18 protein-coding genes (1 of these 18 running past the window's edge) are annotated in these 22,478 nt (G+C 70.3%); 15 read left to right on the top strand and 3 right to left on the bottom strand.

The genetic code is table 11. The features are described from left to right. Positions 1 to 252 precede the first annotated feature (252 nt). From OHB49_RS30230 to OHB49_RS30200, 7 genes are all read left to right on the top strand, one after another. The gene (locus OHB49_RS30230) at positions 253 to 1,797 is read left to right on the top strand and encodes a leucyl aminopeptidase (protein ID WP_329164119.1); all 1,545 of its coding nucleotides are present in this window, start codon (positions 253 to 255) and stop codon (positions 1,795 to 1,797) included. A 327-nt stretch (positions 1,798 to 2,124) separates the two neighbouring features. Next, on the top strand, positions 2,125 to 3,513 hold the full coding sequence (lpdA, locus tag OHB49_RS30225; RefSeq protein ID WP_329164118.1) for a dihydrolipoyl dehydrogenase: 1,389 nt from the start codon (positions 2,125 to 2,127) through the stop codon (positions 3,511 to 3,513). A 98-nt stretch (positions 3,514 to 3,611) separates the two neighbouring features. Further along, entirely contained in the window at positions 3,612 to 5,372 is a 1,761-nt protein-coding gene (gene sucB / locus OHB49_RS30220; protein ID WP_329164117.1) for a 2-oxoglutarate dehydrogenase, E2 component, dihydrolipoamide succinyltransferase, read from the top strand. Between the two features lie 152 nt (positions 5,373 to 5,524). Then, positions 5,525 to 6,148, top strand: a complete 624-nt coding sequence (locus tag OHB49_RS30215) for a GntR family transcriptional regulator (RefSeq protein WP_329164116.1) — start codon at positions 5,525 to 5,527, stop codon at positions 6,146 to 6,148. Between the two features lie 258 nt (positions 6,149 to 6,406). After that, positions 6,407 to 9,076, top strand: a complete 2,670-nt coding sequence (gene aceE / locus OHB49_RS30210; RefSeq protein ID WP_329164115.1) for a pyruvate dehydrogenase (acetyl-transferring), homodimeric type — start codon at positions 6,407 to 6,409, stop codon at positions 9,074 to 9,076. A gap of 134 nt (positions 9,077 to 9,210) precedes the next feature. Beyond that, entirely contained in the window at positions 9,211 to 10,182 is a 972-nt protein-coding gene (locus OHB49_RS30205) for a helix-turn-helix transcriptional regulator (RefSeq protein ID WP_329164114.1), read from the top strand. Positions 10,183 to 10,243: 61 nt separating this feature from the next. Then, positions 10,244 to 10,765 (top strand): DUF4240 domain-containing protein, encoded by a 522-nt coding sequence (locus OHB49_RS30200; protein WP_030970735.1) that lies wholly within the window; start codon positions 10,244 to 10,246, stop codon positions 10,763 to 10,765. Positions 10,766 to 10,822: 57 nt separating this feature from the next. On the opposite strand, the gene OHB49_RS30195 is transcribed toward OHB49_RS30200, so the two are convergent. Continuing rightward, complete coding sequence (locus OHB49_RS30195; protein WP_030970733.1) at positions 10,823 to 11,341, bottom strand: GNAT family N-acetyltransferase; 519 nt, start codon at positions 11,339 to 11,341, stop codon at positions 10,823 to 10,825. Between the two features lie 127 nt (positions 11,342 to 11,468). Here OHB49_RS30195 and OHB49_RS30190 point away from each other — a divergent pair, with 127 nt between their 5' ends. Next, positions 11,469 to 12,368, top strand: a complete 900-nt coding sequence (locus OHB49_RS30190; RefSeq protein ID WP_329164113.1) for a TIGR01777 family oxidoreductase — start codon at positions 11,469 to 11,471, stop codon at positions 12,366 to 12,368. Positions 12,369 to 12,538: 170 nt separating this feature from the next. After that, a complete protein-coding gene (locus OHB49_RS30185) occupies positions 12,539 to 13,855 on the top strand; it encodes an NAD(P)/FAD-dependent oxidoreductase (protein WP_329164112.1) in 1,317 nt (438 codons plus the stop codon). A gap of 34 nt (positions 13,856 to 13,889) precedes the next feature. Here OHB49_RS30185 and OHB49_RS30180 read toward each other — a convergent pair whose 3' ends face one another. Then, the gene (locus OHB49_RS30180; RefSeq protein WP_329164111.1) at positions 13,890 to 15,584 is read right to left on the bottom strand and encodes a regulator; all 1,695 of its coding nucleotides are present in this window, start codon (positions 15,582 to 15,584) and stop codon (positions 13,890 to 13,892) included. A 267-nt stretch (positions 15,585 to 15,851) separates the two neighbouring features. On the opposite strand from OHB49_RS30180, the gene lipB reads away from it, so the two are divergent. The 4 genes from lipB to OHB49_RS30160 all read left to right on the top strand — a co-directional run bounded on the left by lipB (position 15,852) and on the right by OHB49_RS30160 (position 19,047). Next, positions 15,852 to 16,649, top strand: a complete 798-nt coding sequence (lipB, locus tag OHB49_RS30175; RefSeq protein WP_030970725.1) for a lipoyl(octanoyl) transferase LipB — start codon at positions 15,852 to 15,854, stop codon at positions 16,647 to 16,649. A 201-nt stretch (positions 16,650 to 16,850) separates the two neighbouring features. Continuing rightward, a complete protein-coding gene (gene lipA / locus OHB49_RS30170) occupies positions 16,851 to 17,816 on the top strand; it encodes a lipoyl synthase (protein WP_030970724.1) in 966 nt (321 codons plus the stop codon). Positions 17,817 to 18,119: 303 nt separating this feature from the next. Then, entirely contained in the window at positions 18,120 to 18,320 is a 201-nt protein-coding gene (locus OHB49_RS30165) for an SCO2195 family GlnR-regulated protein (RefSeq protein WP_329164110.1), read from the top strand. A 19-nt stretch (positions 18,321 to 18,339) separates the two neighbouring features. Continuing rightward, complete coding sequence (locus tag OHB49_RS30160) at positions 18,340 to 19,047, top strand: DUF4191 domain-containing protein (protein WP_030933683.1); 708 nt, start codon at positions 18,340 to 18,342, stop codon at positions 19,045 to 19,047. A 129-nt stretch (positions 19,048 to 19,176) separates the two neighbouring features. Here the strand turns inward: OHB49_RS30160 and OHB49_RS30155 are convergent, their stop codons facing one another. Continuing rightward, complete coding sequence (locus OHB49_RS30155; RefSeq protein WP_329164109.1) at positions 19,177 to 19,644, bottom strand: RDD family protein; 468 nt, start codon at positions 19,642 to 19,644, stop codon at positions 19,177 to 19,179. A 274-nt stretch (positions 19,645 to 19,918) separates the two neighbouring features. Between OHB49_RS30155 and glnA the strand changes: the two genes are divergently transcribed. Both glnA and OHB49_RS30145 read left to right on the top strand, forming a co-directional pair. Next, positions 19,919 to 21,328: a type I glutamate--ammonia ligase gene (glnA, locus tag OHB49_RS30150; RefSeq protein ID WP_030933685.1), complete on the top strand. Its 1,410-nt coding sequence runs from the start codon at positions 19,919 to 19,921 to the stop codon at positions 21,326 to 21,328. Positions 21,329 to 22,268: 940 nt separating this feature from the next. After that, positions 22,269 to 22,478 carry the 5' portion of a hypothetical protein gene (locus tag OHB49_RS30145; RefSeq protein WP_329164108.1) on the top strand. It continues 63 nt past the right edge of the window, so 210 of the gene's 273 nt are visible here — the first part of the coding sequence; it begins with the start codon at positions 22,269 to 22,271; the stop codon falls past the right edge of the window.

Below are 22,478 nucleotides of genomic sequence, written 5' to 3'. Positions count from 1 at the left end.
CCGTTCGCTCCGGCGCTTCCAACCGACCCTACTGGCAAGGGCGTTCGCGGCTCCGCGGCCCCGGCCCGGGGCGGCCGGTACCGGAGCCGTACCGTCGGAACGGGTCGCCGACGGCCCGCCGACGTGATCCGGCAGCAAAGGCGCGCGTAGGCTCATTACCGGCACATTGCGGCGGCGTCTACGATGCGCCGGGCACGGTCGGCCCACCCCTCGACCGACAAATGAACTCAACGGAAGCGAGATTTCACCACCGTGACTGCTCTCACTCTCAGCACTGCCGGTGCGGCGACGCTGCGCGCCGACGCACTCGTCGTCGGCGTCGCCAAGGGCGCCAAGGGTCCGGTCGTCGCACCGGGCGCCGAGGCCGTGGACAAGGCGTTCGACGGAAAGCTCGCCACCGTCCTGGAGACCCTGGGCGCCTCCGGTGCCGAGGGCGAAGTCACCAAGCTCCCCGCGCCGGCCGGCCTCAAGGTGCCCGTCGTCATCGCGGTCGGGCTCGGTTCGGTCCCGGAGAAGGACGCGGCGTTCGACGCGGAGGCCCTGCGCCGTGCCGCCGGCTCCGCCTCGCGTGCGCTGGCCGGTTCGAAGAAGGCCGGCTTCGCACTGCCGGTCGCGTCGGTCGAGGACGCCGAGGCCGTCGCCGAGGGCGCGCTCCTCGGTGCGTACGCCTTCACCGCGTACCAGGGCGGCGAGAACAAGCTCGCCGCGAAGGACAAGAAGAACGGCAACGGCCCGAAGTCGCCGCTCGCCGAGGTCGCCCTGCTCGGCACCAAGCCGCGCGACAAGGCCTTCAAGGCGGCCGCCGAGCGCGCCGTCGCGGTCGCCGAGGAGATCAACCGCGCCCGCGACCTGATCAACACCCCGCCGAACGACCTGTACCCCGAGTCCTTCGCCGCCGTGGCCACGGCCGCCGGCAAGGAGCACGGCATCAAGGTGCAGGTCCTCGACGAGAAGGCGCTCGTCAAGGGCGGCTTCGGCGGCCTGCTGGGCGTCGGCCAGGGCTCGACCCACGGCCCCCGCCTGGTGAAGCTCGCCTACACGCACCCGAAGGCGGAGAAGACCCTGGCCCTGGTCGGCAAGGGCATCACCTACGACTCGGGCGGCATCTCGCTGAAGCCGGCCGGTCACAACGAGACGATGAAGTGCGACATGAGCGGCGCCGCCGCCGTGTTCGCGACCGTCGTCGCGGCCGCCCGTCTGGGGCTCCAGGTCAACGTCACCGGCTGGCTGGCGCTCGCCGAGAACATGCCGTCGGGCAACGCGACCCGCCCGGGTGACGTGCTGCGCATGTACAGCGGCAAGACCGTCGAGGTCCTCAACACGGACGCCGAGGGCCGACTCGTCCTCGCCGACGCGCTGACCCGTGCCTGCGAGGAGAACCCGGACGCGATCGTCGACGTGGCGACCCTGACCGGCGCGATGGTGCTGGCGCTGGGCCACCGCACCTTCGGCATCATGGCGAACGACGACTCCTTCCGTACCTCCATCCACGAGATCGCCGAGGAGGTCGGCGAGGCCTCCTGGCCGATGCCGCTCCCCGCCGACCTGCGCAAGGGCATGGACTCCCCGACCGCCGACATCGCCAACATGGGTGAGCGCATGGGCGGTGGCCTGGTGGCCGGCCTGTTCCTGCAGGAGTTCGTGGGCGAGGGCATCGCCTGGGCACACCTGGACATCGCGGGCCCGGCCTTCCACGAGGGCGCGCCGTACGGTTACACGCCGAAGGGCGGCACCGGTTCCGCGGTCCGCACGCTGGTGAAGCTGGCGGAGCGCACCGCGGCCGGCGACCTCGGCTGAGGCAGCTGTGTGCGTACGGCCCCGGGCATACGTCCGGGGCCGTACGTGTTCACCCCTCAACGCCGCCGCACAGCGTCACGCAGGTTTCGCTCTCGACGAAATCCGTATGTCTCTACGCAGCGGTAACCCTCTGGAACGGACCATCAGCCGTCCCAGACCAGGGCCCCGCGTCCCGCCCACCGTCAACAAGTGCGAAGATGGGTTCTCGGCAGGACAGGGCCCCCACCACAGGGCCGAAAGACAAAAGCGGCCGAACACCAGCCGACCGGCCGGTCACACCCCAGCGACGGGGCCCGGCGTACGGCGCACATGCATGGAGGACGTGACGTGGCGAACGACGCCAGCACCGTTTTCGACCTAGTGATCCTCGGCGGTGGTAGCGGCGGTTATGCCGCGGCCCTGCGCGGAGCGCAGCTGGGCCTGGACGTCGCTCTGATCGAGAAGGGCAAGGTCGGCGGCACCTGCCTGCACAACGGCTGCATCCCCACGAAGGCGCTGCTGCACGCCGGTGAGATCGCCGACCAGGCACGTGAGGCCGGCCAGTTCGGCGTCAAGGCCACCTTCGAGGGCATCGACATCGAGGCCGTCCACAAGTACAAGGACGAGGTGATCACCGGCCTGTACAAGGGCCTGCAGGGTCTGATCGCCTCGCGCAAGGTGACGTACATCGAGGGTGAGGGACGGCTCTCCTCCCCCACCTCCGTGGACGTGAACGGCCAGCGCATCCAGGGCCGCCACGTGCTCCTGGCGACCGGCTCCGTGCCGAAGTCGCTGCCGGGCCTGGAGATCGACGGCAACCGCATCATCTCCTCGGACCACGCGCTGAAGCTGGACCGCGTCCCGCAGTCCGCGATCGTGCTGGGCGGCGGCGTCATCGGCGTCGAGTTCGCCTCGGCGTGGAAGTCCTTCGGCACCGACGTCACCATCGTCGAGGGTCTGAAGCACCTCGTCCCGGTCGAGGACGAGAACAGCTCGAAGCTTCTTGAGCGCGCTTTCCGCAAGCGCGGCATCAAGTTCAACCTCGGCACCTTCTTCCAGAAGGCCGAGTACACCGAGAACGGTGTGCGGGTCACCCTCGCCGACGGCAAGACCTTCGAGGCGGAGGTGCTGCTGGTCGCGATCGGCCGCGGGCCGGTCTCGCAGGGCCTGGGTTACGAGGAGGCCGGCGTCGCGATGGACCGCGGCTATGTCCTCGTCGACGAGTACATGCAGACCAACGTCCCGACCGTCTCGGCCGTGGGCGACCTGGCCCCGACCCTCCAGCTCGCGCACGTCGGCTTCGCCGAGGGCATGATGGTCGCGGAGCGGCTGGCCGGTCTGAAGGTCGTCCCGATCGACTACGACGGTGTCCCCCGGGTGACGTACTGCCACCCCGAGGTCGCCTCCGTGGGCATCACCGAGGCCAAGGCCAAGGAGCTCTACGGCGCGGACAAGGTCGTCGCTCTGAAGTACAACCTCGCGGGCAACGGCAAGAGCAAGATCCTGAAGACCGCGGGCGAGATCAAGCTCGTCCAGGTCAAGGACGGTGCCGTGGTCGGCGTCCACATGGTCGGTGACCGTATGGGTGAGCAGGTCGGCGAAGCCCAGCTGATCTACAACTGGGAGGCGCTGCCGGCCGAGGTCGCGCAGCTCGTCCACGCCCACCCGACGCAGAACGAGGCGCTCGGCGAGGCCCACCTGGCCCTGGCCGGCAAGCCCCTGCACTCCCACGACTGATCCGGTCAGGGCGCGACGACCGACCCTTCCGCACTTCCCCGAGCTCGCGGTCCCGCTCGCGAGCCGGGGAGACCACATCCTTAGGAGCAACTGAAACCATGTCGGTTTCCGTAACCCTTCCGGCGCTCGGCGAGAGCGTCACCGAGGGCACTGTCACCCGCTGGCTGAAGGCCGAGGGCGAGCGCGTCGAGGTCGACGAGCCGCTGCTCGAGGTGTCGACCGACAAGGTCGACACCGAGATCCCGGCCCCCTCCGCCGGCATCCTCGCCTCCATCAAGGTCGCCGAGGACGAGACCGTCGAGGTCGGCGCCGAGCTGGCCATCATCGACGACGGCACGGGCGCACCCGCCGCGGCCGCGGCTCCGGCCGCCGAGCCCGTGGCCGCGCCTGCCGCTGCCGCACCGGCCCCGGTCGCCGAGGCCCCTGCCGCTGCCCCGGCCCCCGCGGCCGCCGCACCGGCCGGTGGCGCCGCCGGTACCGACGTCACCCTTCCGGCGCTCGGTGAGAGCGTCACCGAGGGCACCGTCACCCGCTGGCTGAAGGAGGTCGGCGAGGAGGTCACGGAGGACGAGCCGCTGCTCGAGGTCTCCACGGACAAGGTCGACACCGAGATCCCCGCACCGGTCTCCGGTGTGCTGCTGGAGATCGTGGTCGCCGAGGACGAGACCGCAGAGGTCGGCGCCAAGCTCGCCGTCATCGGTGCCGCGGGCGCCGCTCCGGCCGCTGCCCCGGCCCCGGCCGCTCCGGCTCCCGTGGCCGCCCCGGCCCCGGCCGCCGCCGCCCCGGCCCCGGCCGCTCCGGCTGCCCCCGCTCCGGCTCCGGCCCCGGTGGCGCCCGCCGCTCCGGTTGCCGCTCCGGCGCCCGTGGCCGCCCCGGCTGCTCCGGTCGCCGCCCCGGCTCCGGTCACTCCGGCCGCGATCTCCGGTGACGAAGGCGCGTACGTCACGCCGCTGGTCCGCAAGCTCGCCGCCGAGAACGGTGTCGACCTCGCTGCGGTCAAGGGCACCGGTGTCGGTGGCCGTATCCGCAAGCAGGACGTCGTCGCCGCCGCGGAGGCCGCCAAGGCCCCCGCCGCTCCGGCCCCCGTCGCGGCTGCCCCGGCCGCCGCGAAGGCGCCGAAGCTCGAGGTCTCCCCGCTGCGTGGTCAGACGGTCAAGATGACCCGCATGCGCAAGGTCATCGGCGACAACATGATGAAGGCGCTGCACTCGCAGGCCCAGCTGACCTCGGTCCTCGAGGTCGACATCACGAAGCTGATGAAGCTGCGCAACCAGGCGAAGGCCGCGTTCGCCGCCCGTGAGGGCGTCAAGCTGTCCCCGATGCCGTTCTTCGTGAAGGCGGCGGCCCAGGCGCTGAAGGCCCACCCGGTCATCAACGCCCGGATCAACGAGGACGAGGGCACCATCACGTACTTCGACTCGGAGAACATCGGCATCGCCGTGGACGCCGAGAAGGGTCTGATGACCCCGGTCATCAAGGGTGCGGGCGACCTGAACATCGCCGGTATCTCGAAGAAGACCGCCGAGCTGGCCGGCAAGGCCCGCGGTGGCGGTCTGACCCCGGACGACATGTCCGGTGCCACCTTCACCATCAGCAACACCGGTTCGCGCGGTGCGCTGTTCGACACCGTCATCGTGCCGCCGAACCAGGCCGCCATCCTGGGCATCGGTGCCACGGTCCGCCGCCCGGTGGTCATCGACCACCCGGACCTCGGCGAGACGATCGCGGTGCGCGACATGACGTACCTCTCGCTCTCCTACGACCACCGTCTGGTGGACGGCGCGGACGCCGCCCGTTACCTGACCGCGGTCAAGGCGATCCTGGAGGCCGGCGAGTTCGAGGTCGAGCTCGGCCTGTAAGGCGGAGTACGGCTCGTTGTAACCAGCCTCACCAGCGGCGCCCCCGTCCGGACCACTTCCGGGCGGGGGCGCCGCCGTATTGTCTAGACACCACCGGTCACCGCTTCGGCACCGACCGGTCGGCAGCGTCGGTTTCCCCGAAGGAGCCCCTCATGACCCCGCCCGTCGTCCACTCGCTGCGCGAACAGATCCGCGAGCACATCGTGGACGGGATCGTCAGCGGGCGCTGGAAGCCGGGCGAGCGGATCGTGGAGCGACGGATCGCCACCGAGCTGGAGGTCAGTCAGACGCCCGTACGCGAGGCGCTGCGGGAACTGGAGACCCTCCGGCTGATCGAGTCGGCGCCCAACAAGGGTGTACGGGTACGGAATCTGACCGCGGCCGACCTGGAGGAGTCCTATCCGGTACGGGCCGGTCTCGAGCAGATCGCCGCGGAGCTGGCGGCTCCGACGCTCGGCGAGGACTGCTCGCGGCTGTCGCCGCATGTGACGGCGTTGTACGAGGCCGACCGGCTGGCCGACGGCGAGGCGCAGGTACGGCACACGGTGGCGTTCCACCGGGAGATGGTGCGGGCCGCCGGGAACGCCGTGCTGCTGCACACCTGGGAGGGACTGGGCATCGAGGTGTTCACGGCGCTCTCGATCCGCTGGCTGGGGACGGTGCAGAAGTCGTACGCGGAGGAGCACGAGGCACTCATCGACGCGTTCCTCCGCAAGGACCCGGACATCGGCGTGCTGGTGAAGGCGCATGTCCTGGGGTGTGCGCCGCGCGCCTGAGGCTCGTGCGCAGATGAGGGCAGGGTCGCTCGACCGTGCAGTCACGCGCCCGGCTTGTTCGCATTTGGAGCGTCACTCCGTGCCGCGAAACAGGGCACCGGATGCCAATTTCTCCATATCGAGAAGTTTTGCCTTTCATCCTTTGATCGATCATCGATCAGCGATTTAAAGTTCATTTCGCGGGCCCACCGGCCCCATCGCCCTGTCCTGCCAGTCAGGGCCTTTCTCCACCCCCCTCCTCTCCGGAAGGCGGCGATCATGACCGACCCCGTAGGAAAGCTTCCGAGCGAGCTCGACCAGCTCCCGGACCGTGACCCGGAGGAGACCGCCGAATGGGCGGCCTCCCTCGATGCCGTCACCAAGGCCGCGGGCCCGCACCGGGCCGCGTACCTGATGCGCCGCTCGCTCCAGCACGCCGAGGGTGCCGGTCTCGCGCTGCCCAAGCTGCTGGAGACCGATTACGTCAACTCCATCCCGACCGCCGCCGAGCCCGCGTTCGACGGCGACCTGGAGATGGAATCCCGGATCACCGCCTGGAACCGCTGGAACGCGGCCGCGATGGTCACCCGTGGCGCCCGGCACGGCGTCGGCGGCCACATCGCCACCTTCGCCTCTGCGGCCTGGCTGTACGAGACCGGCTTCAACCACTTCTTCCGCGGCAAGGAGGGGGACGGCTCCGGCGACCAGCTCTACATCCAGGGCCACGCCTCCCCCGGCATCTACGCCCGCGCCTTCCTCGACGGCCGGCTCAGCGAGCAGCAGCTCGACAACTTCCGCCAGGAGGCGGGCGGTGACGGTCTGCCGTCCTACCCGCACCCGCGGCGGCTGCCCTGGCTGTGGGAGTTCCCCACCGTGTCGATGGGTCTGGGCCCGCTCGCGGCGATCTACCAGGCGCGCTTCAACCGCTATCTGACCAACCGCAACATCAAGGACACGTCGAACTCGCACGTCTGGGCCTTCCTGGGCGACGGCGAGATGGACGAGCCCGAGTCGACCGCGGCCCTCGCCCTCGCGGCGCGTGAGCAGCTCGACAACCTGACCTTCGTCATCAACTGCAACCTGCAGCGCCTGGACGGCCCGGTCCGCGCCAACTTCCGGGTGGTCCAGGAGCTGGAGGGTGCGTTCCGCGGGGCCGGCTGGAACGTCATCAAGACGCTCTGGGGCAACGCCTGGGACGAGCTGTTCCAGCTGGACACCACGGGCGCGCTGGTCCGTCGGCTCCGGGAGGTCCCGGACGCCCAGTTCCAGACGTACGCCACCCGCGACGTCGCGTACATCCGCGAGCACTTCTTCGGCGCCGAGCCGGCGCTCGCCGAGCTGGCGAAACTGCTCACCGACGCGAAGATCGCCGAGTGCTTCTACACCTCCCGCGGCGGCCACGAGGCCCGCAAGGTGTACGCGGCGTACAGGGCGGCCGTCGAGCACAAGGGCGCGCCGACCGTGATCCTCGCCCAGACGGTGAAGGGCTACACGCTCGGCAAGGGCTTCGAGTCCAAGAACGCCAACCACCAGATGAAGAAGCTGACGATCGACGAGTTCAAGGGCATGCGCGAGCTGCTCGGACTCCCGATCCCGGACAGCGCCTTCGAGGACGGCCTGGTGCCGTACGGCCACCCGGGCGCGGACTCTCCCGAGGTCCGCTACCTCCAGGAGCGCCGCGCCGCCCTCGGCGGCCCCGCCCCGGCCCGCCGGGTGCACGCGGTGGCGCTGCCCGAGCCGGAGGAGCGGGCGTTCGCCGCGCTGAAGAAGGGGTCCGGCAAGCAGGAGATGGCCACCACCATGGCCTTCGTCCGCCTGGCCAAGGATCTGATGCGGGACAAGGAGACCGGCAGGCGCTGGGTTCCGATCGTCCCCGACGAGGCCCGTACCTTCGGCATGGAGTCGCTGTTCCCGTCGGCCGGTATCTACTCGCCACTGGGCCAGACGTACGACCCGGTCGACCGCGACCAGTTGATGTATTACAAGGAGGCCAAGGACGGCCAGATCCTCAACGAGGGGATCACCGAGGCCGGCGCCATGGCCGACTTCATCGCCGCCGCCACGTCGTACGCGACGCACGGCGAGACGATGATCCCCTTCTACATCTTCTACTCGATGTTCGGCTGGCAGCGGACCGGCGACCAGATGTGGCAGCTCGCCGACCAGCTCGGCAAGGGCTTCATCGTCGGCGCCACGGCGGGCCGTACGACGCTGACCGGTGAGGGCCTGCAGCACGCGGACGGCCACTCGCATCTGATCGCGGCCACGAACCCGGCTTCGCTCAACTACGACCCGGCGTTCGCGTACGAGATCGCGGTGATCGTCAAGGACGGTCTGCGGAGGATGTACGGTCCCGAGGCCGAGAACGTCTTCTACTACCTGACGGTCTACAACGAGCCGAAACCGCAGCCCGCGATGCCGGAAGGCGTCGAGGACGGCATCGTCAAGGGTCTCTACCGCTTCAAGGAGGGCACGCCCGCCTCGGCGGACGCGCCGCGCCTGCAGCTGCTGGCCTCCGGCACGGCGATCCACTGGGCCCTGGAGGCCCAGGAGCTGCTCGCCGCGGACTGGGGTGTCACGGCCGACGTCTGGTCCGCCACGTCCTGGGGCGAGCTGCGTCGCGAGGCGCTGGAGTGCGACGAGGCGCTGCTCCGCGGTGAGCAGCGGGTGCCGTACGTGACGCAGGCCCTGTCCGGTGCGCCGGGTCCGGTCCTCGCGGTCAGCGACTGGATGCGTCAGGTCCCGGACCAGATCAGCCAGTGGGTGGAGCAGGACTGGTCCTCGCTCGGCACGGACGGCTTCGGTCTGTCCGACACCCGTGACGCGGCCCGCCGCCACTTCGGCGTCGACGCCCCGTCGATCGCGGTCGCGGCGCTGGCCCAGCTGGCGCGGCGCGGCGAGGTGCCCGCGTCGGCGGTCAAGGAGGCCCGGGAGAAGTACGGGCTGTGAGATGAGGGCGGCCGGGTGCGCCCGGCCGCCGTCTCGCCCTCGATCGCCGGGCGGGCACGTTTCCCGTGCCCGCCCGGCGATCGAGGGCGTCTCTGCATGCCTGCCCGCCGATCGACGCAAGGCACACTTGCCCCATGCGCGCTGCCCGGCTCATCAAGATGGTGCTGCTCCTCCAGTCCCGGCCCGCGATGACCGCCGCCGAGCTCGCCCGGGAGCTGGAGGTCTCCGAGCGGACCATCACCCGCGACGCCCAGGCGCTCTCCGAGGCAGGTGTTCCGGTGTACGCGGACCGGGGCCGGGCGGGCGGGTACCGGCTGGTCGGCGGGTACCGCACCCGGCTCACCGGCCTGGCCCGGAACGAGGCCGAGGCGCTGTTCCTTTCCGGCCTGCCGTCCGCGCTGCGCGAGATGGGGCTGGAGGATGCCGCGTCGGCCGCCCGGCTCAAGGTGTCCGCCGCTCTGCTGCCCTCGCTCCGGGACGCCTCGGACACCGCCGCCCAGCGGTTCCATCTGGACGCACCCGGCTGGTATCAGGAGCCCGTCACGCCTGAGCTGCTGCCCGCCGTCGCGGAGGCCGTCTGGGACGACCGGATGGTCAAGGCCCGGTACCGGCGCGGCGGGCCGGGCAGCGAGGTCGAGCGGGAGCTGGCACCGTACGGGCTCGTTCTCAAGGCCGGGGTCTGGTATGTCTGCGCCCGGGCCGGGACCGACTTCCGGGTGTACCGGATCGACCGCTTCGCGGCGGTGGCCGTGACCGCCGAACGGTTCGTCCGGGACGAGGACTTCGACCTGCCGGCGTTCTGGGACGAGCGGGCCGCGCAGTTCGCCCGATCGATCCTGCGGACCGAGGTGACGGTGCGGGTGTCGGAGGCGGGCGTAGGCCGATTGCCTCATCTCGTGGACCGTTCGGCCGCCCTCGATGCGCTGGACGCGGCCGGCCCGCCCGACGTCGACGGGTGGCGTACGGTCGTCCTGCCGGTCGAGTCGCTGGATGTCGCCTACAGTCAGCTGCTCGCCCTGGGACCGGAGTTGGAGGTGCTCGAACCGGCCGATCTGCGGACCCGGTTCGGCACTGCCGCCGAACGGCTGAGCGATCTCTATCGCTGAAGGCTTCTTTTCGGCGTCTCTGCGTGCATCGCCTGCCGCCAAGGCCGATGCTTGTCCCGTGATGGACGAGACGGAATTCTGGGAGATCATCGACAGCACCCGCGAGGCCGCCGAGGGCGACCCCGAGGAACATGCCGATCTGCTCGTCGAACGGCTGTTGCAGCTCGATCCCGAATCCGTGCTGGACTTCGCCCGGCACTTCGAGGCCCGCTTCAACCGTGCGTACCGCTGGGACGTGTGGGGCGCCGCCGCCGTACTCCTCGGCGGCGCGAGCGACGACGCGTTCGACTTCTTCCGCTGCTGGCTGATCGGCCAGGGCCGGGAGATCTTCGAGGCGGCGGTGCACGATCCGGACAGTCTCGCCGAACTCCTCGACGACTTCGACGACGAGATCGACGGGGACGCCGAGGACCTCGGCTACGCCGCCGACGAGGCGTACGAGCAGCTCACCGGCATCGTCACACCGGATCTCGGCCTTCCGCCGCAGTCGGCCGAGCCGGAGGGCACCCCGTTCGGCTTCGAGGACGATGCGGCCCTGGCCGCGCGCTTCCCGCTGCTCTGGGAGCGATTCGGCGCCGGCTGACCCGTCCCTGCCCGCCCCGCGCTGCGCGCCGTCCGGTACCGGGTCGATCGAGGTTCCTCAGGGGCTGAGCGAACGGCCCATCAGGACGTCGTCCACGTAACGCCCGGCCAGGAAGAACTCGCCGGGCAACACGCCCTCGACGACGAACCCCTCCGACTCGTACAGCGCACGCGCGGGCGCGTTGTGCCCGAGCACCCGCAGCGTCATCCGGCTCGCGCCGTCGCCCCGTGCCGCCGCGAGCGCGGCCCGCAACAACCCCCTGGCGACACCGCGGCCGCGCGCCCAGTCGGCAACCGTCAGGCCCTGTATCTGGCGCACATGCGTGTTGCAGGCCAGCGCGGTCGGCGGGACGACCCTGATGTACCCGGCGATGCGCACCTCGCCCGCCGCGTCCTCCGCCTCGGCGACGAGCAGGTGTTCGGGCCGGCTGCGGTCGCTGAAGAACGGCTCGTACGGCGGCTGCGGCCGCGACTGCACCGAGTGCAGGGTCGACCAGGTGGCCCGGTCGAGCTCCCCGAGTGCGGTGTCGTCGCTGAGATCCGCGGGGCGGACGGGGCGCGTGCGGAGTTCAGGCATGCGCGCCACTGTGCCACGGCGCGCCCGATCGCGTCATCGCATATCCGCCGGGCCCCCGGCCGACGGCCCGGGCGCGCCCGGCGGCACGGGCGAGGCGCCGCGTGCTCCCCTGCGGCAGGATGGATCCATGGTGAACTCCCGTATTGCTGTCACCGGATCCACCGGACTCATCGGAACGGCGCTGGTGCGCTCGTTGCGGGTTGACGGACACGAGGTCGTACGCCTTGTCCGGCGCCCGGCGCGGGCCGGTGACGAGGTCGAGTGGGACCCGAAGCGGGGTTACGTCGACGGGGCGGGCCTGGTCGGCTGCGACGCCGTCGTCCATCTCGCCGGTGCCGGGGTCGGCGACCACCGCTGGACGGAGGCGTACAAGCAGGAGATCCGGGACAGCCGCGTGCTGGGCACGGAAGCGATCGCACAGGCGGTGGCCTCCCTCGACGTACCACCGAAGGTCCTGCTGTCCGGGTCGGCGATCGGCTACTACGGCGACACCGGGGACCGCGCGGTCGACGAGAGCGCGCCGCACGGCGAGGGGTTCCTGCCGTCCGTCTGCGTGGAGTGGGAGGCGGCCGCGGCCCCGGCGGAGGAGGCGGGCGTACGGACGGTGTTCGCGCGCACCGGTCTGGTCGTCGGCCGGGAAGGCGGGGCCTGGGGCCGGCTGTTCCCGTTGTTCCGGGCGGGACTCGGCGGGCGGCTCGGCAACGGGCACCAGTACTGGAGCTTCATCGCGCTGCACGACCACATCGCCGCCCTGCGGCACATCCTCGATACGCCGTCGCTGTCGGGACCGGTGAATCTCACGGGGCCGGACCCCGTGACCAATGGTGAGGTGACGGCCGCGATGGGGCGGGTGCTGCGCCGCCCGACGCTGTTCGCCGTCCCGGCGCCCGCCCTTCGGATCACCCTGGGGGACTTCGCGGAGGATGTGCTGGGCAGTCAGCGGGTGCTGCCGAGACGGCTGCTGGAGTCGGGATTCTCGTTCGCCTTCCCCGGCATCGACGCCTCGATCCGCGCGGCGCTGCGCTGACCACGACCAGGAGAATCACACGGATGTGCGACCCCGTGCAACGGTGCCCCGGGCCGCGCGCGACTGTGCCCGCACCGGTCCCCTCCTAGCGTCATCGCGAACTCGGGCATTCCGGGGGCCTGTTGGGGGCAAGACCCTCCCAGCAGTCGCGCCGACTCGGGGAGGGGCACGTGCTCAGCACGGCACACCACGCGGACGTCGTCATCATCGGGGCCGGGATCGCCGGCCTGTCAGCAGCCCATCAACTGACCAGTGCGGGGGTAAGCGTCAGCGTCCTGGAGGCCGGTCCACGGGCCGGCGGCCGGATGACCACGGAGGAAGTGGACGGATTCCGGCTCGACCACCTCGGCCCGCTTCTCAGCACCTCGTATCCGGAACTGCGTACGACGCCCGGCCTCGAAGGGCTCGCGCTGCGGAACTTCGCGCCGGGCGTGCTCGTCCACAGCGAGGGCCGGCAGTACCGGACCGGCGACGTGCGGCACACACGGAGCGCAAGGGGCGCACTCAAGGCAGCGCGCGCCCTGGTGAGCGCCCCCCGGCCACCGATGGGCGGGCCGATCGACCAGGCCCGGCTCGGTGCCGCCCTGGCCAGGCTCGCCGTCACCCCGGCGTCCCGCATCCTGGCCCGGCCGGAACAGACCGCGCTCGCCGCCCTGTCCAGCCGCGGCCTGCCGTCCCGTACGGTCCACGGCTTTCTGCGCCCTCTGCTCACCGCGCTGCTCAGCGACCCCGGGCTCACCACATCGAGCCGCTGCGCCGATCTCGTCCTGCGCGGCTACGCACGCGGCCGGCTGTGCGTACCGTCCGGCGGTTCGGCCACGCTGCCCGACCTGATGGCGGCGGCGCTGCCGCCCGGCACCGTACGGACCGGTGTGCATGTCACCGCCGCCGACATCACTTCGGTCCGCACCAAGGAGCACGGCGAACTGGGCTGCCGGTCCCTGCTGTTGGCCACCGGCGCGGGCGCTGCCGCCGAACTGCTGCCCGGTCTGCGGGTGCCGTCCTTCCACCCGGTGACGGTCCTGCACCACACGGCTCCCGCTCCCCCGCCGACCGGCGCAGCGCTGCTGCTGGACGCCGACCGCTCGGGCCCGGTCGCGCACACCTGTGTGATGAGCGAGGTCGACCCGTCGCGCGCCCCGAACGGCCGGACCCTGATCACGTCGACGGTGCTCGGCACCCCACCTCCGGATCTCGACCGCTCGGCCCGTGCCCATCTCGCCGCGCTGTACGGCACTTCCACGGACGACTGGGAGCTCCTGGCCGCCCGCCACGATCCGGAGGCCGTCCCGGCGATGCCGCCCCCGCACGATCTGCGCCGCCCGGTGCGACTGCTCGCCGGGCTGTACGTCTGCGGCGACCACCGGGACACCAGCACGGTCCAGGGCGCCCTGTACTCCGGCCGCCGCGCCGCACACGCCATCCTTGGCGACCTGGGCATCCGGTCCGGGAGCGATGTGGAGGCCGGGTTGCGCGAAGCGGCCTGATTGCGTCCGCCCGGCTTCCGTTACGCGGAAGGAGTCAGCCGAGGGCCGCGACCCGCTCGCGGTAGCCGCGTACCGCCGCCGCGTCCCGGTACGGCTCAAGGCGGCGCTCGAACTCCGTCACGTACTCCGTCGCACGCACCGACCGCATCTCCGCCGCCTGTTGGGCCGCCTCCGCGCCGAGCAGGCACGCCTGGTCGAGCTCGCCGAGCCCGAGCCGGGCGGACGCCAGCACCACCCGGCAGAACAACCTGCTCCGGGCGTACACCGGGGCGCGCAGCTGGAGCGAGCGCTCCGCATGCTGTGCGGCGGCCCGGTACTGCTGCAGGTCGCGGTGGCAGTGCCCGAACTCGTCGGCGAGCTGCGCCTCGTCGAAGTAGCGCCCCCAGTGCGGCACGTCGTCGCCGGGCCGGGCGGCCTCCAGTGCGTGTTCCGCCCGCGCCAGCGAGGCCGCACATGTCCTGGCCTCACCGAGCACCCCGTGCCCACGCGCCTCGACCGCGTGCAGCAGGGCCATGATGACGGGCGGCGCCGAGGAGCCGACGCCCTGCTGGGCCACGCGCGCAAGCTGGACGGCTTCCCTGCCGTGCCCGAGGTACACCGCCTGCCGGCTCATGGTGATCAGGACATAGCTGCCGTACACCCGGTCCCCCGCCGCCTGGGCCAGCCGCAGCGCCTGGACGAAATAACGCTGGGCGAGGCCGTGCGCCGCGATGTCGTACGAGGTCCAGCCCGCCAGCCGGGTCAGATCGGCGGCCGCCGAGAAGAGCCGCCGCCCGATCGCCTCCCCGTACGTCCCGCGGAGCATCGGCTCGGCCTCGTGCTCCAGATAGCGGACGAGGGCCTGGCGGGCGTGGCCGCCGCCATAGGTGTGGTCGAGGGTGCGGAAGAGCTCCCCGACGGAACGCAGGGCGGCGACATCGCCGCTGCCGACCTTCTGGCCGGGGCCGCGGTCGATCTGGCGCTGCCGGGGGACGCCGGGTGCGCCTGGTGCCGGGGACGCGAGGTGCGCCGGAGGTGCGGAAGACGGTGCGGGCGCGGAGGGCGGTCCGGAGGAGGGCCTGACCGGTGCGGGCCCCCGGGCGCCGGACCTGCCGCCGAGCCCCACGGAGCCGTTCTGCCCGTTCGCTCCATGTAATCCATGCCCGCCATGCGCCCCGTGGGCACCACGGGTCCCGTTGAGCCCTGCCGCCCCACGGGCCCCGCCGACCACGGACGCCCCCGGTGTCCCGCGCACCCCACCGGCCCCGCCGCTGGACGCAGCGGCCTCACCGTTCCCACGGGCGACCCACTCGTCGGCCCGTCCGATCAGCCAGTCCCGGCTGGGCACCACGAGCCCGGCCGGGGTGAAGGCGATCTTCCGCAGCTCCGCAGGACTGCCCGAGTCCTTCCGCCAGAGCCCGCTGACGATGTCCACCGCCTCGCTGGGCGTGGCGGCGAACTCCAGACCGGCATAGACGGGTGCGCACGCGTCGAGGCCCAGGTCCTGCGTCGAGAGCCGGCGTCCGAGCCGCCGGGTGAAGACCTCGGCGATCAGGGCAGGGGTGGTCCCACGCGGCTGCTGGCCCCGCAGCCAGCGAGTCACGGACGTCTTGTCGTACCGCAGATCGAGACCGTGCTCGAGGCCGAGCTGGTCCACCCGGCGGGCGAGACCGGCGTTCGAGAATCCGGCTTCTGTGATGAGCGAGGCGAGCTGGCGGTTGGGGGTGCGCTGCGGAGGTCGTTCCGACATCAGCTGTACGGTCTCCTGCCTTCCGGGCCGGGCGGGCAGCCCTTATGGAACGGCGCGAATTTAGCGGGGCCCGCGGCGGCCGAAGCCTCCTTCGCTTCACATTCATCCGATCGTGTGAGGATTGGGGGTGGCGCTGACGGGAAAGACCTGCCGGGCCGCCGCTCCCGGGGCGGTCGTACAGTGGCCCGGGGCGCGAATCACTGCATGGTGACGTGGCGCCGGGGACACCCTCCGGCTCCCGGTACCGCAAGTAGGAAGGCATCTGTCGTGAGTGAGCTTCGGTTCGTCCGGCTGGGATTCGGCGAGTCGGCCGTCGACTACCAGGAGGCATGGCAGAAGCAGCGCGAGGTGCACGCGGCCCGGTTCGAGGACACGGTTCCCGACACCTGTCTGCTGCTGGAGCACCCGCCCGTCTACACGGCCGGACGGCGTACCACCGACAGTGAGCGCCCACTGGACGGCACTCCGGTCGTCGATGTGGACCGCGGCGGCAAGATCACCTGGCACGGCCCCGGGCAGCTCGTCGGCTATCCGATCCAGAAACTGCCGCGGCCCGTGGATGTCGTGGCGCATGTCCGCCGGCTGGAGGACGCGCTGATCCGTACGGCCGCCGAGTTCGGCCTGGAGACCACCCGGGTCGAGGGTCGCAGCGGGGTCTGGGTGCTGGGCGACCCGGTCGCGGAGCGTCCGGCGCTCGGCGGCCTGTCTCTCGACTTCGATCCGCGACTGCACGACGAGGAGTTCGACCCGCGGCTGAACGGCCCCGAGTACGCCCCGTCCAACGCCGGCCAGCGCCGCGAGGACCGCAAGCTGGCGGCGATCGGCATCCGGGTCGCCAAGGGTGTGACCATGCACGGCTTTGCACTGAATGTGAACCCGGACAACACCTGGTTCGACCGGATCGTGCCGTGCGGCATCCGCGACGCGGGCGTCACCTCGCTCGCGTACGAGCTGGGGCGCGACATCACGATCGCCGAGGTGCTCCCGGTCGCCGAGAAGCACCTGAAGGACGTCCTGGAGAACGCGGAACTCGCTCCACGCGAGATCGACCGCGCCTCGGCCTGATCCGCGGAACCCGGCTCCTGCGGCGTTCGAGGAGCGGGGCCCGGGGTCAGAGCCCCCTGCCCGACGCCCACGGACCCGGCCGCTCCGGGAATGGCCCGGCCCGCCCCCTGGTTGCCCAGGGGTGAGGGCCACACCCCGACCGTACAAATAGCGGGCGTACCCTGGTGTTCGCCGAAGAATCGAAGTCGTAGGGAGCCGGACGTGTCCGCTGTCGCACCCGACGGGCGCAAGATGTTGCGCCTGGAGGTCCGGAACAGCCAGACCCCCATCGAGCGCAAGCCCGAGTGGATCAAAACCCGGGCGAAGATGGGCCCCGAGTACAACCAGCTGCAGAAGCTCGTGAAGAGCGAGGGTCTGCACACGGTGTGCCAGGAGGCCGGCTGCCCCAACATCTTCGAGTGCTGGGAGGACCGGGAGGCCACATTCCTCATCGGTGGCGACCAGTGCACCCGCCGCTGTGACTTCTGTCAGATCGACACGGGCAAGCCGCAGGCGCTGGACCGGGACGAACCCCGCCGCGTCGGTGAGTCGGTCGTCACGATGGACCTGAACTACGCCACCATCACCGGCGTCGCTCGCGACGACCTGGAGGACGGCGGCGCCTGGCTGTACGCGGAGACCGTGCGCCAGATCCACGCGCTGACGGCGGAGCGCGAAGCCGGCGCGACCAAGGTCGAGCTGTTGATCCCCGACTTCAACGCGGAGCCCGAGCAGCTCGCCGAGGTCTTCTCCTCGCGCCCCGAGGTGCTCGCCCACAACGTCGAGACGGTGCCGCGGATCTTCAAGCGGATCCGCCCCGGTTTCCGCTACGAGCGCTCGCTCGAGGTCATCACGCGGGCCCGCGAGGCGGGTCTGGTGACCAAGTCCAACCTCATCCTCGGCATGGGCGAGACCCGCGAGGAAGTGAGCGAGGCACTCCAGGATCTGTACGACGCCGGGTGCGAGCTCATCACGATCACGCAGTACCTGCGGCCCTCCGTGCGCCACCACCCGGTCGAGCGCTGGGTGAAGCCGCACGAGTTCGTGGAGCTCAAGGAGGAGGCCGACGAGATCGGCTACTCCGGTGTGATGTCCGGGCCGCTGGTCCGTTCCTCGTACCGCGCGGGCCGGCTTTTCCAGCAGGCGATCGAGCGTCGTGGCGCCGTCGCCCCGACGCCCGCGGCGTGACCCGGACTGTGTGAAACCGAGCACAAGAAGCTACCGGGCGGTAGTGGCTGATACGACGCGGCCCATACGCTCCCTGCAGGTCGGGGACGCGTATGGGCCGCCTCGACGTGCGCGACGCCCATATCAAGGTTTCATTGGTGTTTGACCGACAGGTCATGCGCTGGTAACACCGAGCAGTGACCCTGGATTCACGCAGCGCAGTGGCTTTCACAGCTGCCGCCGTCGCTGCTCCCCGTGTCCAGCCGCGCAATCCGCTTCCGTAACAGACTCACTTCGCGCATCCGTTCCGAGGGGACTTCCACGATGCAGGCCGTGCCGGTACGCGCAACCGCCATCCCGTCCGTCACCGACGCTCTCCGTGTCGTCGAGTCGCTGCTGCTGAGCAGCGGCCAGCGCACAGCCCGGCGAAACGCCTGGACGGCGGTCCTCGAAGACCGCCGCCGGGCCAAGGACCGGGTCGAGACCGCATACGTACTGGAGGCCGTGGCCGACCATCGCTCCTAGGCCACGTAAACTTCAATACATGGCGAGGAAGGCAAACACTGACGGCGCGGACAGCGCCGAGAACGCGGGGCGACTCAAGCAGATCGCCCTGACCTACAAGATGACCCGGCGGACCGACTCCAAGATCGGTCTTGTCGTCGCGGGTGTGGGAATCGTCACCTTCGGTGTCCTCCTCGCCGTCGGCTTCTTGATCAACCACCCGGTCTATCTGGGCATCCTGGGCTTCGTGCTGGCTCTCCTCGCGATGGCGATCGTCTTCGGACGGCGTGCGGAGCGGGCGGCCTTCGGGCAGATGGAGGGACAGCCGGGCGCTGCGGCTGCGGTGCTGGACCGCGTGGGCCGTGGCTGGACCACGACGCCCGCGGTCGCGATGAACCGCAGCCAGGACGTCATCCACCGGGCCGTCGGCAAGGCGGGCATCGTGCTGGTCGGCGAGGGCAACCCGAACCGGGTCAAGGTCCTGCTGGCGGCCGAGAAGAAGAAGATGGCCCGCATCGTCGTGGACGTACCGGTGCACGACATCATCGTCGGCAACGGCGAGGGCCAGGTGCCGCTGAAGAAGGTCCGCACCAAGATGCTGAAGCTGCCGCGGGTCCTGACCGGCCCGCAGGTGACGGCGGCCAACGACCGGCTCCGGGCCATGGGCGACCTGATGAGCAACATGCCGCTGCCGAAGGGCCCGATGCCGAAGGGTATGCGGATGCCGCGCGGCGGCAAGATGCGCTGACACAGTCACCGCAAAGGACACGACAAGAGGGCGGGTCCCGAACCACTCCGGTTCAGGGACCCGCCCTCTTCTGCTCTGTCACGTCCGCTCGGTCTTCTGCTCTGTCACGTCCGCTCGGTCACATCACGCTCAGATCCGCACCTGGACGGCGCGGGCGAGCCGGTCGTGCAGCCCCCGGCCGTCGCGGTCCCAGACCAGAGCCGGGACCGCCAGGCACAGCAGCACGCTCCGCACGATCACCCGCCCGAGACCGAGCCGGCCACCGCCCTCGGCGACGACCCGGATGCCCAGGATGCGCTTGCCCGGCGTACAGCCGATGGTTCCGACGGTGAGCACACTCAGTACGAGGAAGATACCGAGCGCCCAGTTTCCGGCCGCCTGCTGGTCACCGCGAGCGAACAGCCCGTATGCGATCAGCATGCAGAGGGCCCAGTCGATGAGGATGGCGCCGAAGCGCCGGCCGAGCGGGGCCACGGACCCCGGGCCTTCCTCGGGCAGACCGAGCCGCTTGCCCCGGTACCCGAAGTCGACGCCCATATCCTCGGCTGCCGCGCGCGGCCCGGAGAGCCACGATCCGATTGCTTGCCTATTGTCCACCCGACCACGGTACTGTGCCCGCCTCCGCGCCCTGCCGCCCGGGGCTCGTGGCCGCCCCGGGCCCGGGCGTCGCCGTCGCCCCGGCCGGACCGCTACCGGACCCGGGTACGACTCCGCGATGCCACCCGCACCCGGCCCGGTTAACTTCGGCGAAACAAATGGGTCATGCTTGAGAAATCCGGTCTGCCTATGGTCGGGTCCAGCGTGTGCCACCGCACTGGCCGCACAACGAGCTACAACCCCGCCCCTCCGGGTCGGGAGTAGGAGGAGTTGGATGTTCCAGAACGCCGACGACGTGAAGAAGTACATCGCCGACGAAGACGTCAAGTTCATCGATGTCCGGTTCTGTGACCTGCCCGGTGTGATGCAGCACTTCACCATCCCGGCAGCGGCCTTCGACCCGACCGAGGAACTGGCCTTCGACGGCTCGTCGATCCGCGGCTTCCAGGCCATCCACGAGTCCGACATGGCGCTCCGCGCGGACCTGTCGACCGCCCGTGTCGACCCCTTCCGCCGCGACAAGACCGTCAATATCAACTTCTTCATCCACGACCCGATCACCGGCGAGCAGTACAGCCGTGACCCGCGCAACGTGGCCAAGAAGGCCGAGGCGTACCTCGCCTCCACCGGCATCGCCGACACCGCGTACTTCGGTCCCGAGGCGGAGTTCTACGTCTTCGACAACGTCCGCTTCCAGACGTCGGCGAACGAGAGCTTCTACCACATCGACTCCGAGGCCGGCGCCTGGAACACCGGTTCGGAAGAGAACAACCGTGGTTACAAGGTCCGTTACAAGGGCGGCTACTTCCCGACCCCGCCGGTCGACCACTTCGCCGACCTGCGCGCCGAGATCTCCCTGGAGCTGGACAAGAACGGCCTCCAGGTCGAGCGCCAGCACCACGAGGTCGGCACCGCCGGCCAGGCGGAGATCAACTACAAGTTCAACACGCTGCTCGCCGCGGCCGACGACCTGATGCTCTTCAAGTACATCGTGAAGAACGTCGCCTGGCGCAACAACAAGACCGCGACCTTCATGCCGAAGCCGATCTTCGGCGACAACGGCTCGGGTATGCACGTGCACCAGTCCCTGTGGGCCGGCGGCGACCCGCTGTTCTACGACGAGCAGGGCTACGCGGGCCTCTCGGACATCGCCCGCTACTACATCGGCGGCATCCTCAAGCACGCCCCCTCGCTCCTGGCCTTCACGAACCCGACGGTGAACTCCTACCACCGCCTGGTCCCCGGCTTCGAGGCCCCGGTCAACATGGTCTACTCGCAGCGCAACCGCTCGGCCGCGATGCGTATCCCGATCACGGGCTCGAACCCGAAGGCCAAGCGTGTCGAGTTCCGCGCCCCGGACCCGTCGTCCAACCCGTACCTGGCCTTCTCGGCGCTGCTGATGGCCGGCCTCGACGGCGTGAAGAACAAGATCGAGCCGGCCGAGCCGATCGACAAGGACCTCTACGAGCTGGCTCCCGAGGAGCACGCGAACGTCCAGCAGGTCCCGACCTCGCTCCCGGCCGTCCTGGACGCGCTCGAGGCGGACCACGAGTACCTGCTCGCCGGCGGTGTCTTCACGTCCGACCTGATCGAGACGTGGATCGACTACAAGCGGACTCACGAGATCGCCCCGATCCAGCTGCGCCCGCACCCGCACGAGTTCGAGCTCTACTTCGACATCTAAGAACGCCGCAGGTCAGAGCGGGTTTCGCTCACCTGTGCCGTCTCTGGGCCGTCGGCCGTGCTCTTCCGCTCTCGGAAGGCACGGCCGACGGCCTTTTCTGCGGGGCGCCGATCAGGCCGCCACAGGCACCGCTCCGTCGTCGCCATCCTCATCAGCTCCCGCCGAACCGAGGGCGGAGCCAATGGCCTTCCGCGCGCCCCTGACTGTTCGGCATCAGGTGCGTGTACGTGCGCAGGGCGCCGGCGGAAGTCCCTTGCGGTAGCGCGCTGCTGTGCACTCCGGCGCTGCTGGTGGTATGCGCAGTCCGGGTAGGCCATCGCGGGCATCACGCCCGAACAGGGGCGAGCGAAAAGCATCTCTACCCCGTCAAGGATTCTTGCGCTTCGTCTTGAGCGTCGTGAAAAAAACTCCGTCAGGTCTGACGTGTGTAATCAGCTATCGCTGACACCCGAGGAATCTCGGGAATCGCGAACTTTCAAAGAGTGCAGAATTGCGCCCATCAGAGGCCAATTGATGGTTCCGAGATGGCGCTCGAAACTGAAATCCCCTTCAAGGGAGGAAGTGAAAGAATCGAGCTAAAGATAATTGTGCCATCGGCCACCGCCGAAGATGTACGAGCGTCTCACTCGAACGGTGATATCGACCTCAACCTCGCAGGCGCGAAGCTCACGAGATCCGAGCCTGCATGGTTCGAGAGGTCCGAGGCCTTCTCTCGACCAGTGCAGCCTAAGGGCTGTCCCGTAATCCCTGGTGGATCAGCGCGCGGCGTCATATGCGGTGCATCGCAAGGCGGAGGAGCGTCCTCATACCGGGCGTATTCGGGCGTTCCGACAACGCAGCGAGGTGCCGCAGCTGTCGTCGCGCGCCCGCCAGGGATTACGGGACAGCCCTTAGCAGGGGCAATCCTGCGCCTTGCGCGCTCCAACTAGCCCTGCTGCTGTTGCTGCCCACCGCCCTGCTGCTGTTGCTGCCCAAAGAAGCCCGGCAGGCCGCCCTGCTGCTGTTGCTGCACAAAGAAGCACGGCAGGCCGCCCTGCTGCTGTTGCTGCCGGCCGCCCTGCTGCTGTTGCTGCCCGAAGAAGCACGGAAGGCCGCCCTGCTGTTGCTGCCGGCCGCCCTGCTGCTGTTGCTGCTGACCCGGGAAACGCGG

It is taken from the genome of Streptomyces sp. NBC_01717 (genome assembly GCF_036248255.1).
In the GTDB taxonomy this organism is placed as follows: Bacteria; Actinomycetota; Actinomycetes; order Streptomycetales; family Streptomycetaceae; genus Streptomyces.
This window is presented reverse-complemented; position numbering and strand designations above follow the sequence as displayed.

Bases quoted from the DNA above. Each gene is read 5' to 3' on its own strand.
- OHB49_RS30215 (WP_329164116.1), top strand. From the start codon at position 5,525: ATGACCCCGCCCGTCGTCCACTCGCTGCGCGAACAGATCCGCGAGCAC.
- OHB49_RS30205 (WP_329164114.1), top strand. From the start codon at position 9,211: ATGCGCGCTGCCCGGCTCATCAAGATGGTGCTGCTCCTCCAGTCCCGG.
- OHB49_RS30195 (WP_030970733.1), bottom strand. From the start codon at position 11,341: ATGCCTGAACTCCGCACGCGCCCCGTCCGCCCCGCGGATCTCAGCGAC.
- OHB49_RS30160 (WP_030933683.1), top strand. From the start codon at position 18,340: ATGGCGAGGAAGGCAAACACTGACGGCGCGGACAGCGCCGAGAACGCG.
- OHB49_RS30200 (WP_030970735.1), top strand. From the start codon at position 10,244: ATGGACGAGACGGAATTCTGGGAGATCATCGACAGCACCCGCGAGGCC.
- sucB (WP_329164117.1), top strand. From the start codon at position 3,612: ATGTCGGTTTCCGTAACCCTTCCGGCGCTCGGCGAGAGCGTCACCGAG.
- glnA (WP_030933685.1), top strand. From the start codon at position 19,919: ATGTTCCAGAACGCCGACGACGTGAAGAAGTACATCGCCGACGAAGAC.
- OHB49_RS30165 (WP_329164110.1), top strand. From the start codon at position 18,120: ATGCAGGCCGTGCCGGTACGCGCAACCGCCATCCCGTCCGTCACCGAC.
- OHB49_RS30190 (WP_329164113.1), top strand. From the start codon at position 11,469: ATGGTGAACTCCCGTATTGCTGTCACCGGATCCACCGGACTCATCGGA.
- aceE (WP_329164115.1), top strand. From the start codon at position 6,407: ATGACCGACCCCGTAGGAAAGCTTCCGAGCGAGCTCGACCAGCTCCCG.
- OHB49_RS30180 (WP_329164111.1), bottom strand. From the start codon at position 15,584: ATGTCGGAACGACCTCCGCAGCGCACCCCCAACCGCCAGCTCGCCTCG.